17 protein-coding genes are annotated in these 16,939 nt (G+C 36.8%); 8 read left to right on the top strand and 9 right to left on the bottom strand.

What is annotated here, in order from left to right:
- Positions 1-49: 49 nt before the first annotated feature.
- Positions 50-403: a rhodanese-like domain-containing protein gene (locus ACOCEA_RS01070; RefSeq protein ID WP_420754340.1), complete on the bottom strand. Its 354-nt coding sequence runs from the start codon at positions 401-403 to the stop codon at positions 50-52.
- 111 nt (positions 404-514) lie between these two features.
- On the opposite strand from ACOCEA_RS01070, the gene ACOCEA_RS01075 reads away from it, so the two are divergent.
- A complete protein-coding gene (locus ACOCEA_RS01075; protein ID WP_420754341.1) occupies positions 515-1,072 on the top strand; it encodes a sigma-70 family RNA polymerase sigma factor in 558 nt (185 codons plus the stop codon).
- A gap of 223 nt (positions 1,073-1,295) precedes the next feature.
- Here ACOCEA_RS01075 and ACOCEA_RS01080 read toward each other — a convergent pair whose 3' ends face one another.
- Positions 1,296-2,120, bottom strand: a complete 825-nt coding sequence (locus tag ACOCEA_RS01080) for a UbiA prenyltransferase family protein (RefSeq protein ID WP_420754342.1) — start codon at positions 2,118-2,120, stop codon at positions 1,296-1,298.
- A gap of 129 nt (positions 2,121-2,249) precedes the next feature.
- Here ACOCEA_RS01080 and gcvP point away from each other — a divergent pair, with 129 nt between their 5' ends.
- From gcvP to ACOCEA_RS01100, 4 genes are all read left to right on the top strand, one after another.
- Entirely contained in the window at positions 2,250-5,099 is a 2,850-nt protein-coding gene (gcvP, locus tag ACOCEA_RS01085; RefSeq protein WP_420754343.1) for an aminomethyl-transferring glycine dehydrogenase, read from the top strand.
- 155 nt (positions 5,100-5,254) lie between these two features.
- Positions 5,255-6,310, top strand: a complete 1,056-nt coding sequence (locus tag ACOCEA_RS01090; protein ID WP_420754344.1) for a 3-oxoacyl-ACP synthase III family protein — start codon at positions 5,255-5,257, stop codon at positions 6,308-6,310.
- Position 6,311: 1 nt separating this feature from the next.
- Positions 6,312-6,842, top strand: coding sequence for a methyltransferase (locus tag ACOCEA_RS01095; RefSeq protein WP_420754345.1), 531 nt, complete (start codon positions 6,312-6,314; stop codon positions 6,840-6,842).
- Positions 6,843-7,697, top strand: a complete 855-nt coding sequence (locus ACOCEA_RS01100) for a glycosyltransferase family 2 protein (RefSeq protein WP_420754346.1) — start codon at positions 6,843-6,845, stop codon at positions 7,695-7,697. It begins immediately after the preceding gene.
- Positions 7,698-7,747: 50 nt separating this feature from the next.
- Here the strand turns inward: ACOCEA_RS01100 and ACOCEA_RS01105 are convergent, their stop codons facing one another.
- The 7 genes from ACOCEA_RS01105 to ACOCEA_RS01135 form a co-directional block, all read right to left on the bottom strand.
- Entirely contained in the window at positions 7,748-8,257 is a 510-nt protein-coding gene (locus ACOCEA_RS01105; RefSeq protein WP_420754347.1) for an OmpH/Skp family outer membrane protein, read from the bottom strand.
- 57 nt (positions 8,258-8,314) lie between these two features.
- Entirely contained in the window at positions 8,315-9,148 is an 834-nt protein-coding gene (locus ACOCEA_RS01110) for an OmpH/Skp family outer membrane protein (protein WP_420754348.1), read from the bottom strand.
- A 104-nt stretch (positions 9,149-9,252) separates the two neighbouring features.
- The gene (locus tag ACOCEA_RS01115; protein ID WP_420754349.1) at positions 9,253-11,850 is read right to left on the bottom strand and encodes a BamA/OMP85 family outer membrane protein; all 2,598 of its coding nucleotides are present in this window, start codon (positions 11,848-11,850) and stop codon (positions 9,253-9,255) included.
- A 4-nt stretch (positions 11,851-11,854) separates the two neighbouring features.
- Positions 11,855-12,595, bottom strand: a complete 741-nt coding sequence (locus tag ACOCEA_RS01120) for an isoprenyl transferase (protein WP_420754350.1) — start codon at positions 12,593-12,595, stop codon at positions 11,855-11,857.
- 8 nt (positions 12,596-12,603) lie between these two features.
- Positions 12,604-13,290: a type IX secretion system protein PorG gene (gene porG / locus ACOCEA_RS01125; RefSeq protein WP_420754351.1), complete on the bottom strand. Its 687-nt coding sequence runs from the start codon at positions 13,288-13,290 to the stop codon at positions 12,604-12,606.
- 98 nt (positions 13,291-13,388) lie between these two features.
- Positions 13,389-14,270: an NAD kinase gene (locus tag ACOCEA_RS01130; RefSeq protein WP_420754352.1), complete on the bottom strand. Its 882-nt coding sequence runs from the start codon at positions 14,268-14,270 to the stop codon at positions 13,389-13,391.
- A gap of 1 nt (position 14,271) precedes the next feature.
- Positions 14,272-14,928, bottom strand: a complete 657-nt coding sequence (locus ACOCEA_RS01135; protein WP_420754353.1) for a CBS domain-containing protein — start codon at positions 14,926-14,928, stop codon at positions 14,272-14,274.
- Between the two features lie 99 nt (positions 14,929-15,027).
- On the opposite strand from ACOCEA_RS01135, the gene ACOCEA_RS01140 reads away from it, so the two are divergent.
- Genes ACOCEA_RS01140 through ACOCEA_RS01150 form a run of 3 tightly spaced genes read left to right on the top strand, consistent with a single transcriptional unit; the run spans position 15,028 to position 16,913 of the window.
- Positions 15,028-15,741 (top strand): pyridoxine 5'-phosphate synthase, encoded by a 714-nt coding sequence (locus tag ACOCEA_RS01140; protein ID WP_420754354.1) that lies wholly within the window; start codon positions 15,028-15,030, stop codon positions 15,739-15,741.
- Positions 15,738-16,511 (top strand): alpha/beta fold hydrolase, encoded by a 774-nt coding sequence (locus ACOCEA_RS01145; RefSeq protein ID WP_420754355.1) that lies wholly within the window; start codon positions 15,738-15,740, stop codon positions 16,509-16,511. The genes ACOCEA_RS01140 and ACOCEA_RS01145 overlap by 4 nt, the downstream gene beginning before the upstream one ends.
- 57 nt (positions 16,512-16,568) lie before the next feature.
- Positions 16,569-16,913, top strand: coding sequence for a phage holin family protein (locus ACOCEA_RS01150; RefSeq protein WP_420754356.1), 345 nt, complete (start codon positions 16,569-16,571; stop codon positions 16,911-16,913).
- Positions 16,914-16,939 lie beyond the last annotated feature (26 nt).

Genomic DNA, 16,939 nt, shown 5'->3' on the forward strand with positions numbered 1-16,939 from the left:
ATTTAATTTCCCTTACTGGGACAAAACATTTTTAACTTCAATTCTATGATCACTCTTTCACCCATGCATCATAGCCACCCTCTAGATTAATTACATTTTTAAAACCCAAAGAAGTTAATTTTTGCTGTGCCTTGGCACTTCTACCTCCCACTTTACAGTATACATAAATGGTCTTATCCTTGTCAACATCAGAAAACTTTTTATCAAACTCTGGGTCAAACCAATTTATATTCAAAGCATTGTCCAAATGGCCCTGTTCAAACTCTTCTGGTGTCCGTACATCAACCAAAATACCATCGCCAATATCGTTTGGAGAAAATTGGGTGATCTGTTTGGACCCACTAGTTTGGGCACAACCAAAATTTATTAATAGGATTAGGATGTAGAAAAGTGAATTTTTCATAAGCTCTGTTTCATCAAAAATAATTAATAAACCATTAGCGAAAGCATTGCTTAATTAAAAATTACCAATAGTTGCACATTTTCGTTTATTTTTGACAACTACTTAACTTGTATGACAACACATAAACTACAACCTGATTTTTGGGTGGATAATTATGCCGATTACCTATTTAATTATGCCGTGGGTAGGGTAAGTGATGTTGAAATTGCAAAAGACTTAGTTTCTGAAACCTTTTTTGCCGGATTAAAATCTGCCAAGAACTACAAAGGTGATGCAGCAGAACGTACTTGGCTTATTGCTATATTAAAAAGAAAGATAATAGACCATTACAGAAAAATAAACTCAAATAAAGGAAAGGCAGAGGTAAGAATGGGTTATAGTGCCAATAGTGATGAGGATGGGGATTGGCTGGAAGAAAAGATTGCAGATCCATTTAGCAACTTTGAAAATAGTACTATAGAGAATGAAGAATTAGGGCTTGCCATACAGGAATGTATTTCTAAACTACCCAAGAAACAGGCTAAGGTTTTCACCATGAAAACCATTCAAGAAATAAGTACCGAGGATATATGTAATGAACTGGGAATTAACCCGTCTAATCTTTGGGTGATAATTCATAGGGCCAGAACAACTTTAATGGACTGCCTAAATCAAAACTGGTATACATGATGATATCTTGTGATAAAGCTGTCACTATATGCGACAAAGCACAATATAACGAAGCGACTTTCTTAGAAAAATTAAAGTTGAACTTGCATATCCTAATATGTAAAACTTGCGCTAAACACACAAAACGAAATTCCAAGCTAACTTCTCTTTGTAATAAAGCCAACCTACATTCCCTTTCGGAACAGGAAAAGCGAAACATAAAGCAAAAATTACAACACAAGGACTAAAAAAATAAGTTGACCAATACTATAAAGGCCAACCAAAACACAGGTATAGACTCTACCCAAAATGATGCGAAATACTTAGATTGGTTTCTTCGAGTAAAGTATATCATCCAACCTAAAAGAATAAATAGGACTCCTTTCACAAGCAATTCACTTATTGCAATATCATCTTTTAAAAAAGTGCTAAAAAAGAAAACTAGCACTAAAATTGTACCTATTATCTTAGTTCTGGCAACTCCAAAGCGTTGTGGCAAGGTCTTTAATTCGGGACTGTCATAAATGAGGTCCCTAATCTCAAAAGGAACTAAAAGTATTAGTATAAAAACATAGCGCTGAAAAAATTCTACCCATACATCCCAAAAAAGAATTGACCTATGACTTAAAACAGGAAGAATAACAGTCGAGACTGCCCAAACCAAAGCAACTATAAAAATCTTAAAACCTGCCCAACTTCTTAGGTTTTTTGTATTGGGCAACAGAGGCAGTGCATATAAACCAGTCAAAACAATCATTACGGCAATACCCATCCAAACGGATGGGTTCAAAAAATAGGCCTGATAGAGTGCAAAAAACAACAGAACTATACTTAAAAACTGGATGTTTTTATGATATCTCTTCGCTACAAGAATATACTTATCGGCTTCTACACCATACTTGACAAAATTATAGCAAGCGACTGTGCCAAAAAACAAAAACAAAGCAAGGTGCAAATCAACCGGAATGTTTAATGTATACCAAGTCACATAAGATAAAGCAAAAACCCCTAAGGCAACATGCATACTTGCGTCCAAGTAAAAATCAAAAATACGTTTGAGTATTCGCATTAAACAAAAATAACCAAACTGTTTATAACCTTGGTTTTTAGTTAAAAACTTTCGGTTTACCAGCTATCCTCCTCCTCCTTATTAAGGGAATTAATCGCTAATTTTGCACGATTAATCATCAGATAAGATATGAAGACCGATGTATTTGCTCTGCGCCATATAGGCATTCAAAAAGAGGACCTCCCCCATATGTTACAAACTGTTGGCGTGGCTAATTTGGAACAGCTTATTTACGAAACTATTCCAGATGAGATAAGGTTAAAAAAACCTTTGGAGATGAATGCACCAATGAGCGAGCACAAATTCCTATCCCATTTGGAAACATTGTCCAAAAAGAACAAATTATACCGTTCCTATATTGGTTTGGGGTATCATGAAAGTTTAACGCCATCGGTCATCAAAAGAAATATATTAGAAAATCCGGGTTGGTATACTGCCTATACACCCTATCAGGCAGAAATCGCACAAGGACGATTAGAGGCATTGTTAAATTTCCAGACCGTAATAACAGATCTTACTGGCATGGAATTGGCAAATGCCTCACTTTTAGACGAAAGTACTGCTGCTGCGGAAGCAATGACCATGCTTTTTGATTTAAGAAGTAGGGAACAGAAAAAAAATAATGTTTCTAAATTCTTTGTATCGAAAGAAATTTTACCCCAAACCCTTTCCTTATTGCACACAAGGGCCACTCCTTTGAATATAGAATTGGTAGTGGGTAGCCATGAAGATTTTGATTTTAACAGCGATTTTTTTGGAGCGCTTTTGCAATACCCCGGCAAATACGGTGAAGTATTTGATTATAAAGATTTTGTATCAAAAGCACAACAATATGAGATTAAAGTTGCCGTTGCAGCAGACATTCTGAGTTTGGTACTATTAACACCACCAGGTGAGTTTGGCGTCGACGTTGTAGTGGGAACCACACAACGTTTCGGCATTCCATTGGGGTATGGAGGTCCTCACGCAGCCTTCTTTGCTACCAAGGAAGAGTACAAAAGGAACATCCCGGGACGTATTATTGGTGTAACCAAAGATACTGATGGTAAACCAGCTTTGAGAATGGCCTTACAGACCCGTGAGCAACATATAAAAAGGGACAAGGCAACATCAAATATATGTACCGCACAGGTTTTATTGGCCGTTATGGCTGGCATGTATGCTGTATATCATGGCCCAAAAGGCTTGCGATATATTGCCAATAAAGTGCATGCTACGGCAAATACACTCGCTGACACTTTAGAAAAATTGGGTTTCTATCAAACCAATACCTCTTATTTTGATACGATTGTAGTCAAAGCAGATTCTCAGAAAGTGAAAACGATTGCGGAACAAAATGAAGTAAACTTTTTATTTATTGATAAGGAAACCGTTTCGATTTCTGTCAATGAAGCAACCTCGATTAATGACCTAAATCAAATCATTTCGATTTTTGCAGAGGTAGCGGAAAAAGAGTCTATTCACGTAAATGCATTGAACAATTCCGATGTAATTCTCAACAATGTAAAACGCACTACGCCAATTTTGAAAAATAAGGTATTTAATTCCTATCATTCTGAAACGGAATTGATGCGATATATCAAAAAATTGGAACGCAAGGATCTTTCCCTAAACCACAGTATGATTTCATTAGGGAGTTGTACAATGAAATTGAATGCCGCTTCTGAAATGCTACCGTTAAGTTCTGCCCACTGGGGAAATATCCATCCCTTTGTACCTGTGGAACAAGCAGAAGGATACCAATATATCTTAAATGAATTGGCAAATGATTTAACTATCATTACCGGTTTCGCAGGAACCTCCTTACAACCTAATTCAGGGGCACAGGGAGAATATGCAGGATTAATGGTGATAAGGGCTTATCATGAGTCAAGGGGAGAATCCCATAGGAACATCTGCATTATTCCAGCTTCGGCACATGGCACCAATCCAGCATCAGCGGTCATGGCCGGGATGAAAGTGGTAGTTACCAAAACTGATGAAAAAGGTAATATTGACGTTGCAGATTTAGAGGAAAAGGTTACAATACATGCAGAAAATTTAGCTGCGCTTATGGTTACGTACCCATCTACCCACGGGGTTTTTGAGTCTTCAATACAGCACATCACCAAACTAATTCATGATAATGGTGGACAAGTATACATGGATGGAGCCAATATGAACGCACAAGTAGGATTAACCAACCCTGCAACAATTGGAGCTGATGTTTGCCATTTAAACCTGCATAAAACCTTTGCCATACCACATGGCGGTGGTGGCCCAGGTGTTGGTCCAATTTGTGTAGCGGAACAATTGGTACCTTTCCTACCCGGAAACCCAGTTATTAAGACAGGGGGTAATGAGGCTATTACGGCAATTTCTGCAGCACCATGGGGCAGTTCCTTGGTTTGCCTAATTTCATACGGATACATAAAAATGTTAGGCGAACCCGGACTTACAGATGCCACTAGAATTGCAATTTTAAACGCCAACTATATTAAACATAGATTAGAAGGTAAGTTTGATGTCTTATATTCCGGTGAAAAAGGAAGAGCGGCACACGAGATGATTATTGACTGCAGACCATTTAAACAAAATGGTATAGAAGTGACAGATATTGCCAAAAGGCTTATGGACTATGGGTTTCATGCACCAACCGTTTCATTTCCAGTAGCAGGGACGCTTATGATAGAACCCACAGAAAGTGAAAGTTTAGCGGAACTGGATAGGTTTTGTGATGCAATGATTTCCATTAGGCAGGAAATTGACCAGGCCACCAAAGACAATCCAAATAACGTACTTAAAAATTCACCACATACTTTGGCAATGGTTACCAATGACAACTGGGAGTTTCCATATTCTAGACAAATGGCAGCGTTCCCATTGCCCTATGTTCAAGAAAATAAATTTTGGCCATCAGTAAGAAGGGTTGATGATGCTTATGGAGACCGTAATTTGATTTGCACTTGTGCCCCTATTGAAGCATACATAGAAGCATAAAACCACCGTAAATACTTTAAAAAAGAGGCCCTATTACTAATAGCGCCTCTTTTTGTTGCATTAAATTTAAATTGAACATCGTATTACCTTCAATGCAGAAATACAATAGGAAAATTTAATTTTTAACTTCTATAAGATATTTTAAATTTAATTACATGCGTATTGCAATTACTGGCACTGGAAGCTACATACCCTCAAAGGTTATAGCAAATAATGATTTTATACAGCATCAATTCTTAAATAACGATGGTAGTACTTTCCCGCAAGACAATGCTACCCTTATTAGAAAATTTAAGGCTATAACAGGAATAGCGAAAAGGCGATATGCAGAAGACAATTTAAACACATCTGACCTTGGTTTTTTAGCTTCTGAAAAAGCAATATCCGATGCTGGAATAGATAAAGAAGAACTGGACTATATTATTTTTTGCCATAATTTTGGGGATGTAAACAAAGGTGAAAATCAAGGTGATATGTTGCCCAGTTTGGCAACAAGGGTCAAACATCATCTACAAATAAAAAATCCTAAATGTGTAGCGTATGATATGCTTTTTGGATGTCCAGGCTGGATAGAAGGTATTATACAAGCCAATGCCTTTATAAAAAGTGGGATGGCCAAAAAATGTTTGGTTATTGGAGCTGAAACATTGTCTCGCGTGGTTGACCCTTATGACAGGGATTCAATGATATTCTCAGATGGTGCAGGGGCAACTATTTTGGAAAAAACAGAGAATAGTGGTGAAATACTAGCTCATGAAAGTGCCACTTACGCATATGACGAGGCCTTTATGTTATATTTTGGCGAATCCTTTAAATCAAATCGCGACACTACCAAATACATAAAAATGTATGGTAGAAAAATTTATGAATTTGCGGTTACCCATGTACCAGGAGCTATGGCCAGCTGTTTAAAACATAGTGGGGTAGACATAACCGAAGTAAAAAAAATACTCATTCACCAAGCCAATGAGAAAATGGATGAAGCGATTATAAAAAGATTTTATGAACTTTATGATTTAGAAATGCCCAAAGACATTATGCCGATGATTATACAAAAATTGGGTAATAGTTCTGTGGCTACCATACCAACTTTATTGGATATGCTATTAAAAGGAAATCTTGAAAATCATCAACTTAAAAAGGACGATGTTGTTATCTTTGCTAGTGTTGGCGCAGGAATGAACGTCAATGCTATAGTTTACCGAATGTAATATGTACGAGAAAACTTTTCCAAATAAACGTTTTAAACATACGATACAATTTTTAGAAGAATACATAGACATTAAAGAATCTATTCTTGATTTGGGAGTGCCCAATCCATTATCCGAAATTATGCAATCTAAAGGGTATTCCGTTCAAAACACATCTGGTGAGGATTTGGATTTTGATATGGGTGCAGTGATCAACTCTAACGCCAAGGTAGTTACCGCTTTCGAAATATTTGAACATCTATTATCGCCGCTTAATGTTCTTTCCAAAATTAAGGCTGATAAATTGGTTACGAGTATCCCTTTACGCTTATGGTTTTCTAAAGCCTACCAGAGCAAAACTGACCCTTGGGACAGACATTATCATGAGTTTGAAGATTGGCAGTTTAATTGGTTACTAGAAAAAGCAGGCTGGGAAATACAAGCTAGCGAAAAATGGACACACCCGGTAAAAAAAATAGGTTTTAGACCATTTTTAAGGCTTTTTACCCCTAGATACTACATAGTGTATGCCACTAGAAAGAACAAAGGGTAAATGGACTACTACGTTGTAATACCCGCACATAATGAAGAATCCTTTTTAAGGTTTGCCTTAAACTCCATTTTACAGCAGACCCTACCACCTAAAAAAGTAATCGTTGTAAATGATAATTCTAGCGATGGCACAGAAAAAGTTATAGATGAGTTTGTAGCAAAGAATACTACGATACAGAAGTTGAACACCCTATCTTCAACACAACATATACCAGGAAGTAAAGTGATTAATGCCTTTAACAAAGGACTGAAACAACTAGATACAGATTATGACTTCATAGTGAAGCTTGATGCGGATATCATCTTACCTGATAATTATTTTGAAAATATTGCTTATGTTTTTAAGGATAGGCCGCAAACAGGCATTGCTGGTGGTTTTGCATACGAGCAAAACAAGGCTGGTGAATGGGAACTTAACCACCCTATGAACAAGGATCATGTTCGAGGTGCTTTTAAAGCATATACCAAAAAGTGTTTTGAAGCGATTGGTGGACTTAAAAATGCAATGGGCTGGGATACCGTGGATGAACTTTTAGCACAATATCATGGTTATGGTGTACATACTGATCCATTGCTTAAGGTAAAACATCTAAGGCCCACAGGAATTGCCTATGACCAAAAAGCTAAATTATTACAAGGAAAGGCAATGTACACCATGCGCTATGGTTTTTGGATTACCCTTATAGCATCACTCAAAATGGCTTTTAAGCAACATAAACGAATGGCCTTTTTTGACAATATGCACGGCTACTTTGAAGCCAAAAAAGAAAAATCACCTTTTATAGTATCTAAACAAGAAGGTAAATTTATTAGAAATTTAAGGTGGAAGAACATCAAACAAAAACTACTACCATAAAAAAAGCCACCTAAATGGGTGGCTTTTTTTATGCTAATGGACACTAATTCCTAGAATCCCAATTCTTTTTTTACATCTGCCAAAAGGTTCTTTCCATTGGCAACTATAAGGCCACCACCTGCTTGTGCATCGATAACGTAGTCAAATCCTTGTGCAGCGGCAACTTTTTCAATGGCAGCTTTAGCCTTCTCTGAAATAGGTGCAAACAATTCTGCCTGCTTTTTTTGGATTTCCTGTTGTGCATTTTGCTGAAATTCACCAACTGTCTTTTCCATTCCTTGAAGTTCAACGGCTCTTTTGTCATTTTCTTCCTTAGACTTGGACGCTGCCTCATTTTGGTATTGAGTAAACTTGTTTCTAAGTTCCGTCATGGAAGCTTGTATGTCTGCTTGGTACGTTTCTGAAAGCTTTTTAAGTTCTGCCTCAGCGGTTTTCATTTCTGGCATAGCAGACAACAATTGTGTTACATCTATATGGGCAACTTTACTTTGTGCATTTACAAAACTGGTCGCCGCCACGAACAACATTAAGGCTACCGCTATTTTCTTTACTTGTTTCATGAGTTAAAATTTAAATCTAATTTGAGTGTTAATTAATGGTTTTTACCTTGCTATAATCTATTTTTCACTGTCTTTTTCTTCATCTTCTGAACGCTCTTCCAATTTCTCTTTTTTCTTAGCTTCACGCTCTTCTAAAAGTTTCTTTCTTCTTTCTTCGTATGCCTTTTTACGCTCTTCCCTTAACTTTAATTGCTCTTCCCTTTTCTCATCTGCGGTCTTATTTCTTGCCGCCTCTGCCTCCTTGGCCTTATCCATACGATCTTGAAGTGCTTCGCTAACTACTTCTTCCTGCTCTATTTCCTCGCCTTCAAAATCATCCAATCGTGTTCTATCATCAGCCTTTTTTGTGGGCTTGCTAATCTTTCTCGTCCTAGCAATACCTCGCAAAACCAAATCACTGATATCGTGTCTTTTTTCGGAATACAACATTACAACATCCGCAGATTTATCAAAAATAAAATCATACTTTTTATTGGCACCTAGTTTTTGAACTTCATTGAACACCTGATCTTGTATCGGCTGTATCAACCTTCTTTTCTGCAACACTAAATCGCCTTGAGGGCCAAACCTGTCTTGTTGATACTCTATCATCTCTTTTTCCAAGATTTGAATCTCCTCTTCACGTTCAGCAATCAACTCCGGGGTCAACAAAACTTTTTCTGCCATAAGGTCTTTTCGCATTTGCGCAATACCACTTTGGCGCTGTTCTATCTCCACCTTCCATTTCTGTACCTTGGACTCCAATTGCGTACTGGCTTCCCTATACTCCTCAACATTTTCCAATATGTATTCCATATCAACATACGCAATTCTTACGCCTCTTTGTGCCAATGCACCAAAGCTTGTTGCAGCTGCGATAAGAAATAAAAGAACTTTTGTTTTTGACTTCATTTTTGATATCGTTTAATCATATAGAAAATATCGTGCCAAAATTACTAAATCTTTTAAAATGAAAGGATTAGTATAGTACACAATTATTAAATTCCTAACTTAAATTAAAACTGTTGACCAATTATGAAGTGTGTTTGCCAACCACTTGGACCATTACCAATAGATTGTGGTCTTAAATCCTCATCAAATCCGTAACCAAAGTCTATTCCCAATAATCCAAACGCTGGCATAAAAATGCGAAGCCCCACACCGGCCGATCGTTTTAATTCAAACGGATTAAACTCCTGAAAATTGTTGAAAGCATTACCACCTTCTAAAAATGCTAAACCATAGATAGATGCGGAAGGCTTTAATGTAAGTGGATATCTAAGCTCCATAGAGAACTTATTATATACCAACCCGCCCTCTTGCTGACCCGTTATAGGGTCTAATGGCGTTAATGATTGATTGTCATATCCTCTTAACTGCACCACATCCCTACCATCTAAGGTAAAGTTACCCAGACCATCACCACCAACAAAGAATCGCTCAAAAGGCACATCGCCGATATCGCTATTATAATTACCCAAGAAACCAAACTCCGCATTTGTCCTAAGCACCAACTTATCTACCAATGTAGTAAACCAATCTCCCTTAAACTTTATCTTGTAATATTCCAACATTCTAAAACGTTCTTGATCGGAATCTTCCAATTCCTTAGTTTCTGCAGTTGTTAAATTTTGAGCCCCTTTCATCGTCAACTCTTCACTACGGTCCCGCAAAGCGGCGAAATCTTTATTACTGAACAAAGAATAGGGTGGTGTAAATTTTGCGGTAATCTCAAAATTAGAGCCCCCTCTTGGAAATATACGACCACCTTGTGTTGCGTTTCTAGAAATACCCAAGGTATACGCCAAGGAGTTTGCTTTACCATTACCAAAATTAAACAAGCCTATATTGTAATTTCTAAAGTCATACAATTGGTAGCCCAAAGAATGTGAAATGGTAAAGAAATCATCTGGCCATTGTACACGCTTTGCCAAGCCAACGCTTACACCTGTTATTGAAAACTGTCTATCTTTTTCAACTTTAATCCCCCTAGTTCCATAAGTTGCGGCAAACTGTTGGGTTCTAGACATGTTAAGATTAAAACGGACTGGCTTTTTACCACCTAACCATGGTTCAGAAAAGTTTAAACTATACACCCTAAAGGTTCTACTTGCCTGTAAACGCAATGCAAAGGTTTGGCCATCTCCCATTGGCACCGGTTTATATGACTCACCTTTGAACAAGTTCTGTATGGAGAAGTTACTAAACGATAAACCTAGCGTTCCTATGAAACCGCCGCCGCCATAACCACCCTGTAACTCTATTTGGCTAGAGCCAGATTCTACTAAACTCCAAGCTAAATCCACCGTTCCCTCATTTGGGTTTGCATTAAGTACATCCGGTTTTATTTGCTCAGCATCAAAGAATCCTAACTGACCCAATTCACGGATACTTCTAATGATATCAGATTTATTATATTTTTGACCTGGTCTAGTTCTTAATTCCCTAAAAATTACATGGTCATTAGTCTTGTCATTACCGGAAACTGTCACATGATCTAAAAAGGTTTCTTTACCCTCAATAATCCTAATCTCAAAGTTAATCGTGTCATTTGCTGCTGAAATCTCAACAGGGTTTATCGTAGAAAATAAATATCCATTGTTTTGATAAAGGCTAGTGACATCTTCTGGATCGGGTTTGGAATTATCCGCGATTCTTTCCCTTAATAGCACACCGTTATAAGTTGCCCCTTTTTTAATCCCCAATACCTGCCCTAATTGACGATCCGTATATACCGTATTACCAACAAAATCTATATCCCCAAAGTAATACTTGTCCCCTTCTTCTACTTTAATGTTTAGCTGAATATTGTTTTCGTCTAGCTTTACAAGTGTATCAGAAATTACACGGGCATCCCTATATCCATTTTCAGCGTATTTATCAATCAACAAGCCTAAATCCTCTTCATAATCCTTAGCAATGTACTTTGATTTTTTCCAGAAACGACCAAACTTTTTCTTTTTGGTACTCTTCAACGCTTTTCTTAACTTTTTATCAGGCAATTGCTCATTTCCTTCAAAGACAATATCCTTAATCTTAACCATGTCACCTTTTTTAATATTGATGACCATGCTGCGCGCATTGGTTTCTGAAGTATCTACAGCCGTTGCAATATTCACGGTTGTATTTAAATATCCTTGTTTTTTATACTTATTGGCTAAATAGTTTTTTGAGTTAGAGATAAGGCTCTCCGTAATTTTTTTGCCCTTTTTAAGATCGGTATCCTTTATTAACTCCTCTACCTTTCTTTCTTTAATACCATAGAAAGTAACATTGGTAAGGGTTGGCCGCTCAATAATATTAAGCTCTAAAAACACCTTATCATCTTCTATATTGGTTATATAAAAATCTATAGCACTGAAAAGTTCCAAGCCCCATAATTTATTAATTACAGCACTAATTTCTTCACCTGGCAGCGTAATGGGTTGTCCAACCCTTAGACCTGTATACGTTTTTACGGTCTGTTCGTTGTAACTTTGTAAACCTGTTACCTCTAAACCACCTAAAATATAATTTTTACCATTCTCATAGGAAATCTCCTGTGCTATGGCATTGGCAGTTAAAAAAAGTAATAATGAAATTAGTAAGTGGTTCAAGGATATGAACCTTGTCATATCTCTAAGTGAGTTGTTCGCTAGTTTTTCCAAATCTTCGTTCTCTGTTCTGGTAATTTTTTATGGCCTCTACCAAATGATGCTCTTCAAAATCGGGCCAAAATACATCAATAAAATATAATTCGGCATATGCAATCTGCCATAATAAAAAATTGCTGATCCGGTGTTCTCCACTAGTACGGATAAGCAAGTCTACATCTGGCAAATTGTGCGTGTAAAGATGAGTATTTATAATGGTTTCATCAATTATTTCTGGCGAAATTATATTATTTTTAACTTTGATTGCTATTGCTTTAACAGCCGATGTAATCTCTTCCCTAGACCCATAGCTTAAGGCCAATGTTAATGTCATTCCCGTATTTTCCCTTGTTTTTTCCATAACATCAAGGAGTTCGTTATGTGCTTTTTCAGGAAGTGCCGCAATGTTTCCAATCGTATTTAAACGAATATTATTCTTGTTAAAAGTGGCAAGTTCTTTCTTTAAGGAAGATACCAACAAACGCATCAGCGTCTCGACCTCATACTTTGGTCGATTCCAATTTTCTGTAGAAAAAGTATATAAAGTAAGGTACTCAATGCCAATTTTCACGCAATTCTCAACGGTAGACCTAACTGTTTTTACTCCATTTTCATGACCAAAAACCCTCAAACGCCCTTTTTGCTTGGCCCATCTGCCATTGCCATCCATTATTATAGCTAAATGACTAGGTAAATTATGATTATCTATATCTTCTATTTTATTCATGTTTTGCTTTACTCAAAACAATCGGTACATAATTTTCTGCCGAAGGTATACGTCAAAGTTACCCCAGAAAAAACATACCAATCATCACTAAAAATGTTTCCGAAACTAAATTCGTCAAAATTAGAACCTTCAGGATTACTGGCATCCAAATTATCGGTAAAGGTATACCTTGCTCCAATTTCTGCCCCAAAAATAAGAAACTGATTGATACGATACTTAAAACCAGCCGTCATTGGTATGGCTAAGGAGCCATCTTTTTGTGATATATCTTGTAAAACACTACCATTAAAGTAATTGTAGTCATACCTAAAATAGGTAACACCTGTGTATAAATAAGGAGTAAATGCTGGGCCCAGTTTATGCAAATTATATTCCACAAAATTAAACTCCAAACCTACAGAACCTTCTAGTATAGAATTATCAACTATATAACCTCGCTGTTGTCTTGACGACATATTGGACTTTGTATCATCCGCAGTAAATTGCCCGTACATTAAACTACCTCTCCATGCATAACGCTTACTTTTGTTCCATTTAAAAATACCTCCAAAAGCAATATCTGAAGGCAATATATAATTGGTTCTACCTACATCGCCGATCATATTGGCACCCCCAGCAAATACCCCAACTTCATACGTTTGTGCATGGACCGCAAAACCAAAAAGCAAAAGAATGACCAAAAAAAATCGATGCATAATTATTAATTTTAGTAATGACCTTCTAGTTCAAGACCATCTAATTTGTTCTCTCAAGATAAACAGGTTTTGAAGTTATTTATTGTTTGGCACAAGGTTCAATTTCTCTTGTCCTCACCCCATAATAACTTATTCCGAAGGGTTTTTAAAAAGCTTTCTGAAGTGTATTCTATCATTTTTATAGTAAAAGGTGCCTTTCTAATGGTAATCTCTTGTCCATTTTCCAAAGAGGCTATCCTAGAATCCAAAGAAACTAAGTGATTCTCCTCTCTACCGGACACCTTTAGCCGTATTACGGTGTTATCTGAAATCACCAAAGGCCTCGCATTAAGGTTATGAGGAGCAATTGGCGTCAAAACCAATGATTTTACCGTAGGAACAATAACAGGGCCCCCACAACTCAAGGAATAGCCTGTGGAACCTGTAGGCGTCGATATAATAAGGCCATCTGCCCAATACGAGGTTAGGTATTCATCGTTCAAAAACGTTTCTACCGTTATCATGGATGTGGTATCCTTTCTACTAACGGTTATTTCATTTAATGCAAAATTAAGCTCACCAAACTCTTCATCTAAAGATTCAGTATTCAATTGTACCAAACTTCTTTCCACTATGGTAAAAGCGCCAAGCACAAATTCCTGCACCACTTTTCTAACATCTTCTTTTTTAAAGGTTGACAGAAAACCTAATCGGCCTGTGTTAACACCTACAATGGGTATTCCCAAATCCCTCACAAAGGTTGTAGCCCTTAGTATAGTGCCATCACCACCAAAACTCACAAACATATCAAATGAGGAATCCAACCCTGTTGTCATTGTAAATGTAGCATAGGTGGTACTATTGCCCTTAGAGATATACAAATCATGGAATTCTTCCTCAATCCAAATTTCCGCCGACTCTTTATGCAGTTCTTCCAATAACTCCAGTAAGTATTCTATGGCATTATCCTGGTATGTTTGTCCATAAATGGCAACTTTCATATTATACATTTAGATACTTGTCCAAATAATCGGATCTATTCTTTAAATCCTCAATAAACTGGTCATCAACATTGCCAAAAAGTATATGATAGTTATAACGCCTAAAGGTTTGCACCACTTCATTAAAATTGGTTGTACTAATCTTTATGGTGACTTGTACTACATCATTTTGAATATCGGTAATAAAACCACCTAAAAACCGAGCATTATTACTTTCTACAATCTGGGAAATCTCGCTAAATGAATAATCCTTTATACCAGTGGCAAGCACCAAAATATTACCGGGATCGGTAAAGAAAGGCGTATCTATAAATACCGAAACGATATCTGTCAAATCATAGTAACCCAGCACTTCTTCTTTCTCGTTTAAGACCGGCACCAAATTAGCTTCGTTTCTGGCGAATACCTCCAACACATCTAACCAATTGGTCTCCTTTCTCACAAAAAAAGATTCTAGATCGTACCTATAGTCGTCTACAATCGCATTACGATTGACAACATCCATGTCATTTTCAGAAAAAACGCCAAGATACCTGCCTTGCTCACAAACAGCTATATGTGAAAAAGTGTTCTCCTTAAAAAAATCCAACAATTTTTCAAAGGTATCCCGTATTTCAAATACAGGGATATTAGTTATTATGTGGTTTTGAATCTGCATAAGCTTAATTATAACGCAAAATAGCAATTATTAATATCAAAAGGCATGCCTAATTCGTATTTTTGGGTCGGTATAAATACTAATATTACAACTTAGACGATGACAAAATTAAGTGTTAACGTAAACAAGATAGCCACTTTAAGAAATTCTAGGGGCGGAAATGTTCCTGATTTATTAAAAGTTGCGGCAGATATAGAGCGATTTGGCGCACAGGGCATAACGGTTCACCCTAGACCCGATGAACGACATATAAGATATCAAGACACTAGGGACCTTAGTAAATTGGTTACCACCGAATTTAATATTGAAGGTAACCCGAACCCAAAATTTATAGACCTTGTTCTAGAAACCAAACCCACACAGGTAACCTTGGTTCCAGATGCCGTAGACGCCATCACATCTAACGCCGGTTGGGACACTATAACACATTTGAATTTCTTACAAGAAGTTATAAAACAATTTAAGGAAGCAGGCATTCGAACTTCTATATTTGTTGACCCAGAATTAGAAAAGGTCGAAGGCGCCAAAGCCACAGGGGCAGACAGGATAGAGCTTTACACAGAAAGTTATGCGAAAGAATATACAGAAGATAAAGAAAAAGCCATAGCACCTTTTATAGGCGCTGCCATGAAGGCCCATGAAATAGGATTAGGCGTTAACGCTGGTCATGATCTAAGTCTAGATAACATTCACTATTTTAAAACACAAATTCCACATTTACTGGAAGTCTCCATAGGTCATGCCCTCATTTGCGAATCACTGTACCTAGGGCTGGAAAATGTAATAAATATGTATCTGCACAAACTAAAATGAGCCAAATACTACATTCAAAAATAATTGGAAAAGGCAAACCCCTCTGTATTTTACATGGCTTCTTGGGCATGTCAGATAATTGGAAAACAATAGGCGCCTCATATGCTGAAAATGGTTTTGAAGTACATTTAATAGATCAAAGAAACCACGGTAAAAGTTTTCATTCAGAGGAATTTAATTATGACCTACTCGCAAAGGACCTAAACAATTACCTTACGCATCACCAAATAGCAAGCACGATACTAATTGGCCACTCCATGGGAGGTAAAACCGCCATGCAGTTTGCCTGTACCTATCCAGAAAAAACCGATAAATTACTTGTGGCTGATATAGCGCCAAAATTCTATCCGCCTCACCACCATGAAATTATAGATGGTTTAAACGCTTTGGATTTAGACGAAATTAAATCAAGAAATGAAGCGGACAACATCCTTAAAAACCACATTAACAATGCAGGCATTAGGCAGTTTTTATTGAAAAACCTGTATTGGACGTCTGACAAAAAGTTGGCATTCCGTTTTAATCTAGAGGTTTTAAGCAATAAAATGGAGGAAATAGGTGACACTATACATAGTTTGGAAACCTATAATGGGCCCACTTTATTTTTAAGAGGTGAAAAATCAGAATATATAAGCGAACGGGATATAGACGAGATAAAAAAGCATTTTCCGAATGCGACAGTTGATGTAATTAAGAATGCCGGCCATTGGCTCCATGCAGAAAATCCTACTCAATTTTTAAAAAAGTCCTTAGCTTTTCTATCACAATAAAAGTGTATTTTTAATTGAAATGTAATGTAGTAAATCAATCACGAAAACTATAAAAAAATGAAACTAATACTCAGAATATTATTAAGCGCCTTGGCAGTTGTGGTCTTGGCAAACATATTACCAAATGTCTCTGTAGACTCATACGTAACCGCAATTATTGTTGCCGTTGTTTTAAGTTTACTCAACTTCATCGTAAAACCTATTTTGGTAATCCTTACATTACCTGTTACCATTATCACATTTGGACTTTTTCTATTAATAATTAATGCCATAATTATATTATTGGCTGATAATTTAATAGATGGTTTTAATGTGGACGGTCTTGGTTGGGCGCTGCTTTTTAGCCTTTTACTATCACTTTTGCAATCGGTTTTGTTCTCTCTATTGAAAGAAGACAAATAAAAAGAAGTTAAGTTTTGAAATTCAAC

Source organism: Maribacter luteocoastalis (assembly GCF_048890225.1).
Classification (GTDB): domain Bacteria; phylum Bacteroidota; class Bacteroidia; order Flavobacteriales; family Flavobacteriaceae; genus Maribacter; species Maribacter luteocoastalis.

Bases quoted from the DNA above. Each gene is read 5' to 3' on its own strand.
- ACOCEA_RS01120 (WP_420754350.1), bottom strand. From the start codon at position 12,595: ATGAATAAAATAGAAGATATAGATAATCATAATTTACCTAGTCATTTA.
- ACOCEA_RS01070 (WP_420754340.1), bottom strand. From the start codon at position 403: ATGAAAAATTCACTTTTCTACATCCTAATCCTATTAATAAATTTTGGT.
- porG (WP_420754351.1), bottom strand. From the start codon at position 13,290: ATGCATCGATTTTTTTTGGTCATTCTTTTGCTTTTTGGTTTTGCGGTC.
- ACOCEA_RS01130 (WP_420754352.1), bottom strand. From the start codon at position 14,270: ATGAAAGTTGCCATTTATGGACAAACATACCAGGATAATGCCATAGAA.
- ACOCEA_RS01135 (WP_420754353.1), bottom strand. From the start codon at position 14,928: ATGCAGATTCAAAACCACATAATAACTAATATCCCTGTATTTGAAATA.
- ACOCEA_RS01095 (WP_420754345.1), top strand. From the start codon at position 6,312: ATGTACGAGAAAACTTTTCCAAATAAACGTTTTAAACATACGATACAA.
- ACOCEA_RS01150 (WP_420754356.1), top strand. From the start codon at position 16,569: ATGAAACTAATACTCAGAATATTATTAAGCGCCTTGGCAGTTGTGGTC.
- ACOCEA_RS01145 (WP_420754355.1), top strand. From the start codon at position 15,738: ATGAGCCAAATACTACATTCAAAAATAATTGGAAAAGGCAAACCCCTC.
- gcvP (WP_420754343.1), top strand. From the start codon at position 2,250: ATGAAGACCGATGTATTTGCTCTGCGCCATATAGGCATTCAAAAAGAG.
- ACOCEA_RS01080 (WP_420754342.1), bottom strand. From the start codon at position 2,120: ATGCGAATACTCAAACGTATTTTTGATTTTTACTTGGACGCAAGTATG.
- ACOCEA_RS01105 (WP_420754347.1), bottom strand. From the start codon at position 8,257: ATGAAACAAGTAAAGAAAATAGCGGTAGCCTTAATGTTGTTCGTGGCG.
- ACOCEA_RS01075 (WP_420754341.1), top strand. From the start codon at position 515: ATGACAACACATAAACTACAACCTGATTTTTGGGTGGATAATTATGCC.
- ACOCEA_RS01115 (WP_420754349.1), bottom strand. From the start codon at position 11,850: ATGACAAGGTTCATATCCTTGAACCACTTACTAATTTCATTATTACTT.
- ACOCEA_RS01100 (WP_420754346.1), top strand. From the start codon at position 6,843: ATGGACTACTACGTTGTAATACCCGCACATAATGAAGAATCCTTTTTA.
- ACOCEA_RS01140 (WP_420754354.1), top strand. From the start codon at position 15,028: ATGACAAAATTAAGTGTTAACGTAAACAAGATAGCCACTTTAAGAAAT.
- ACOCEA_RS01090 (WP_420754344.1), top strand. From the start codon at position 5,255: ATGCGTATTGCAATTACTGGCACTGGAAGCTACATACCCTCAAAGGTT.
- ACOCEA_RS01110 (WP_420754348.1), bottom strand. From the start codon at position 9,148: ATGAAGTCAAAAACAAAAGTTCTTTTATTTCTTATCGCAGCTGCAACA.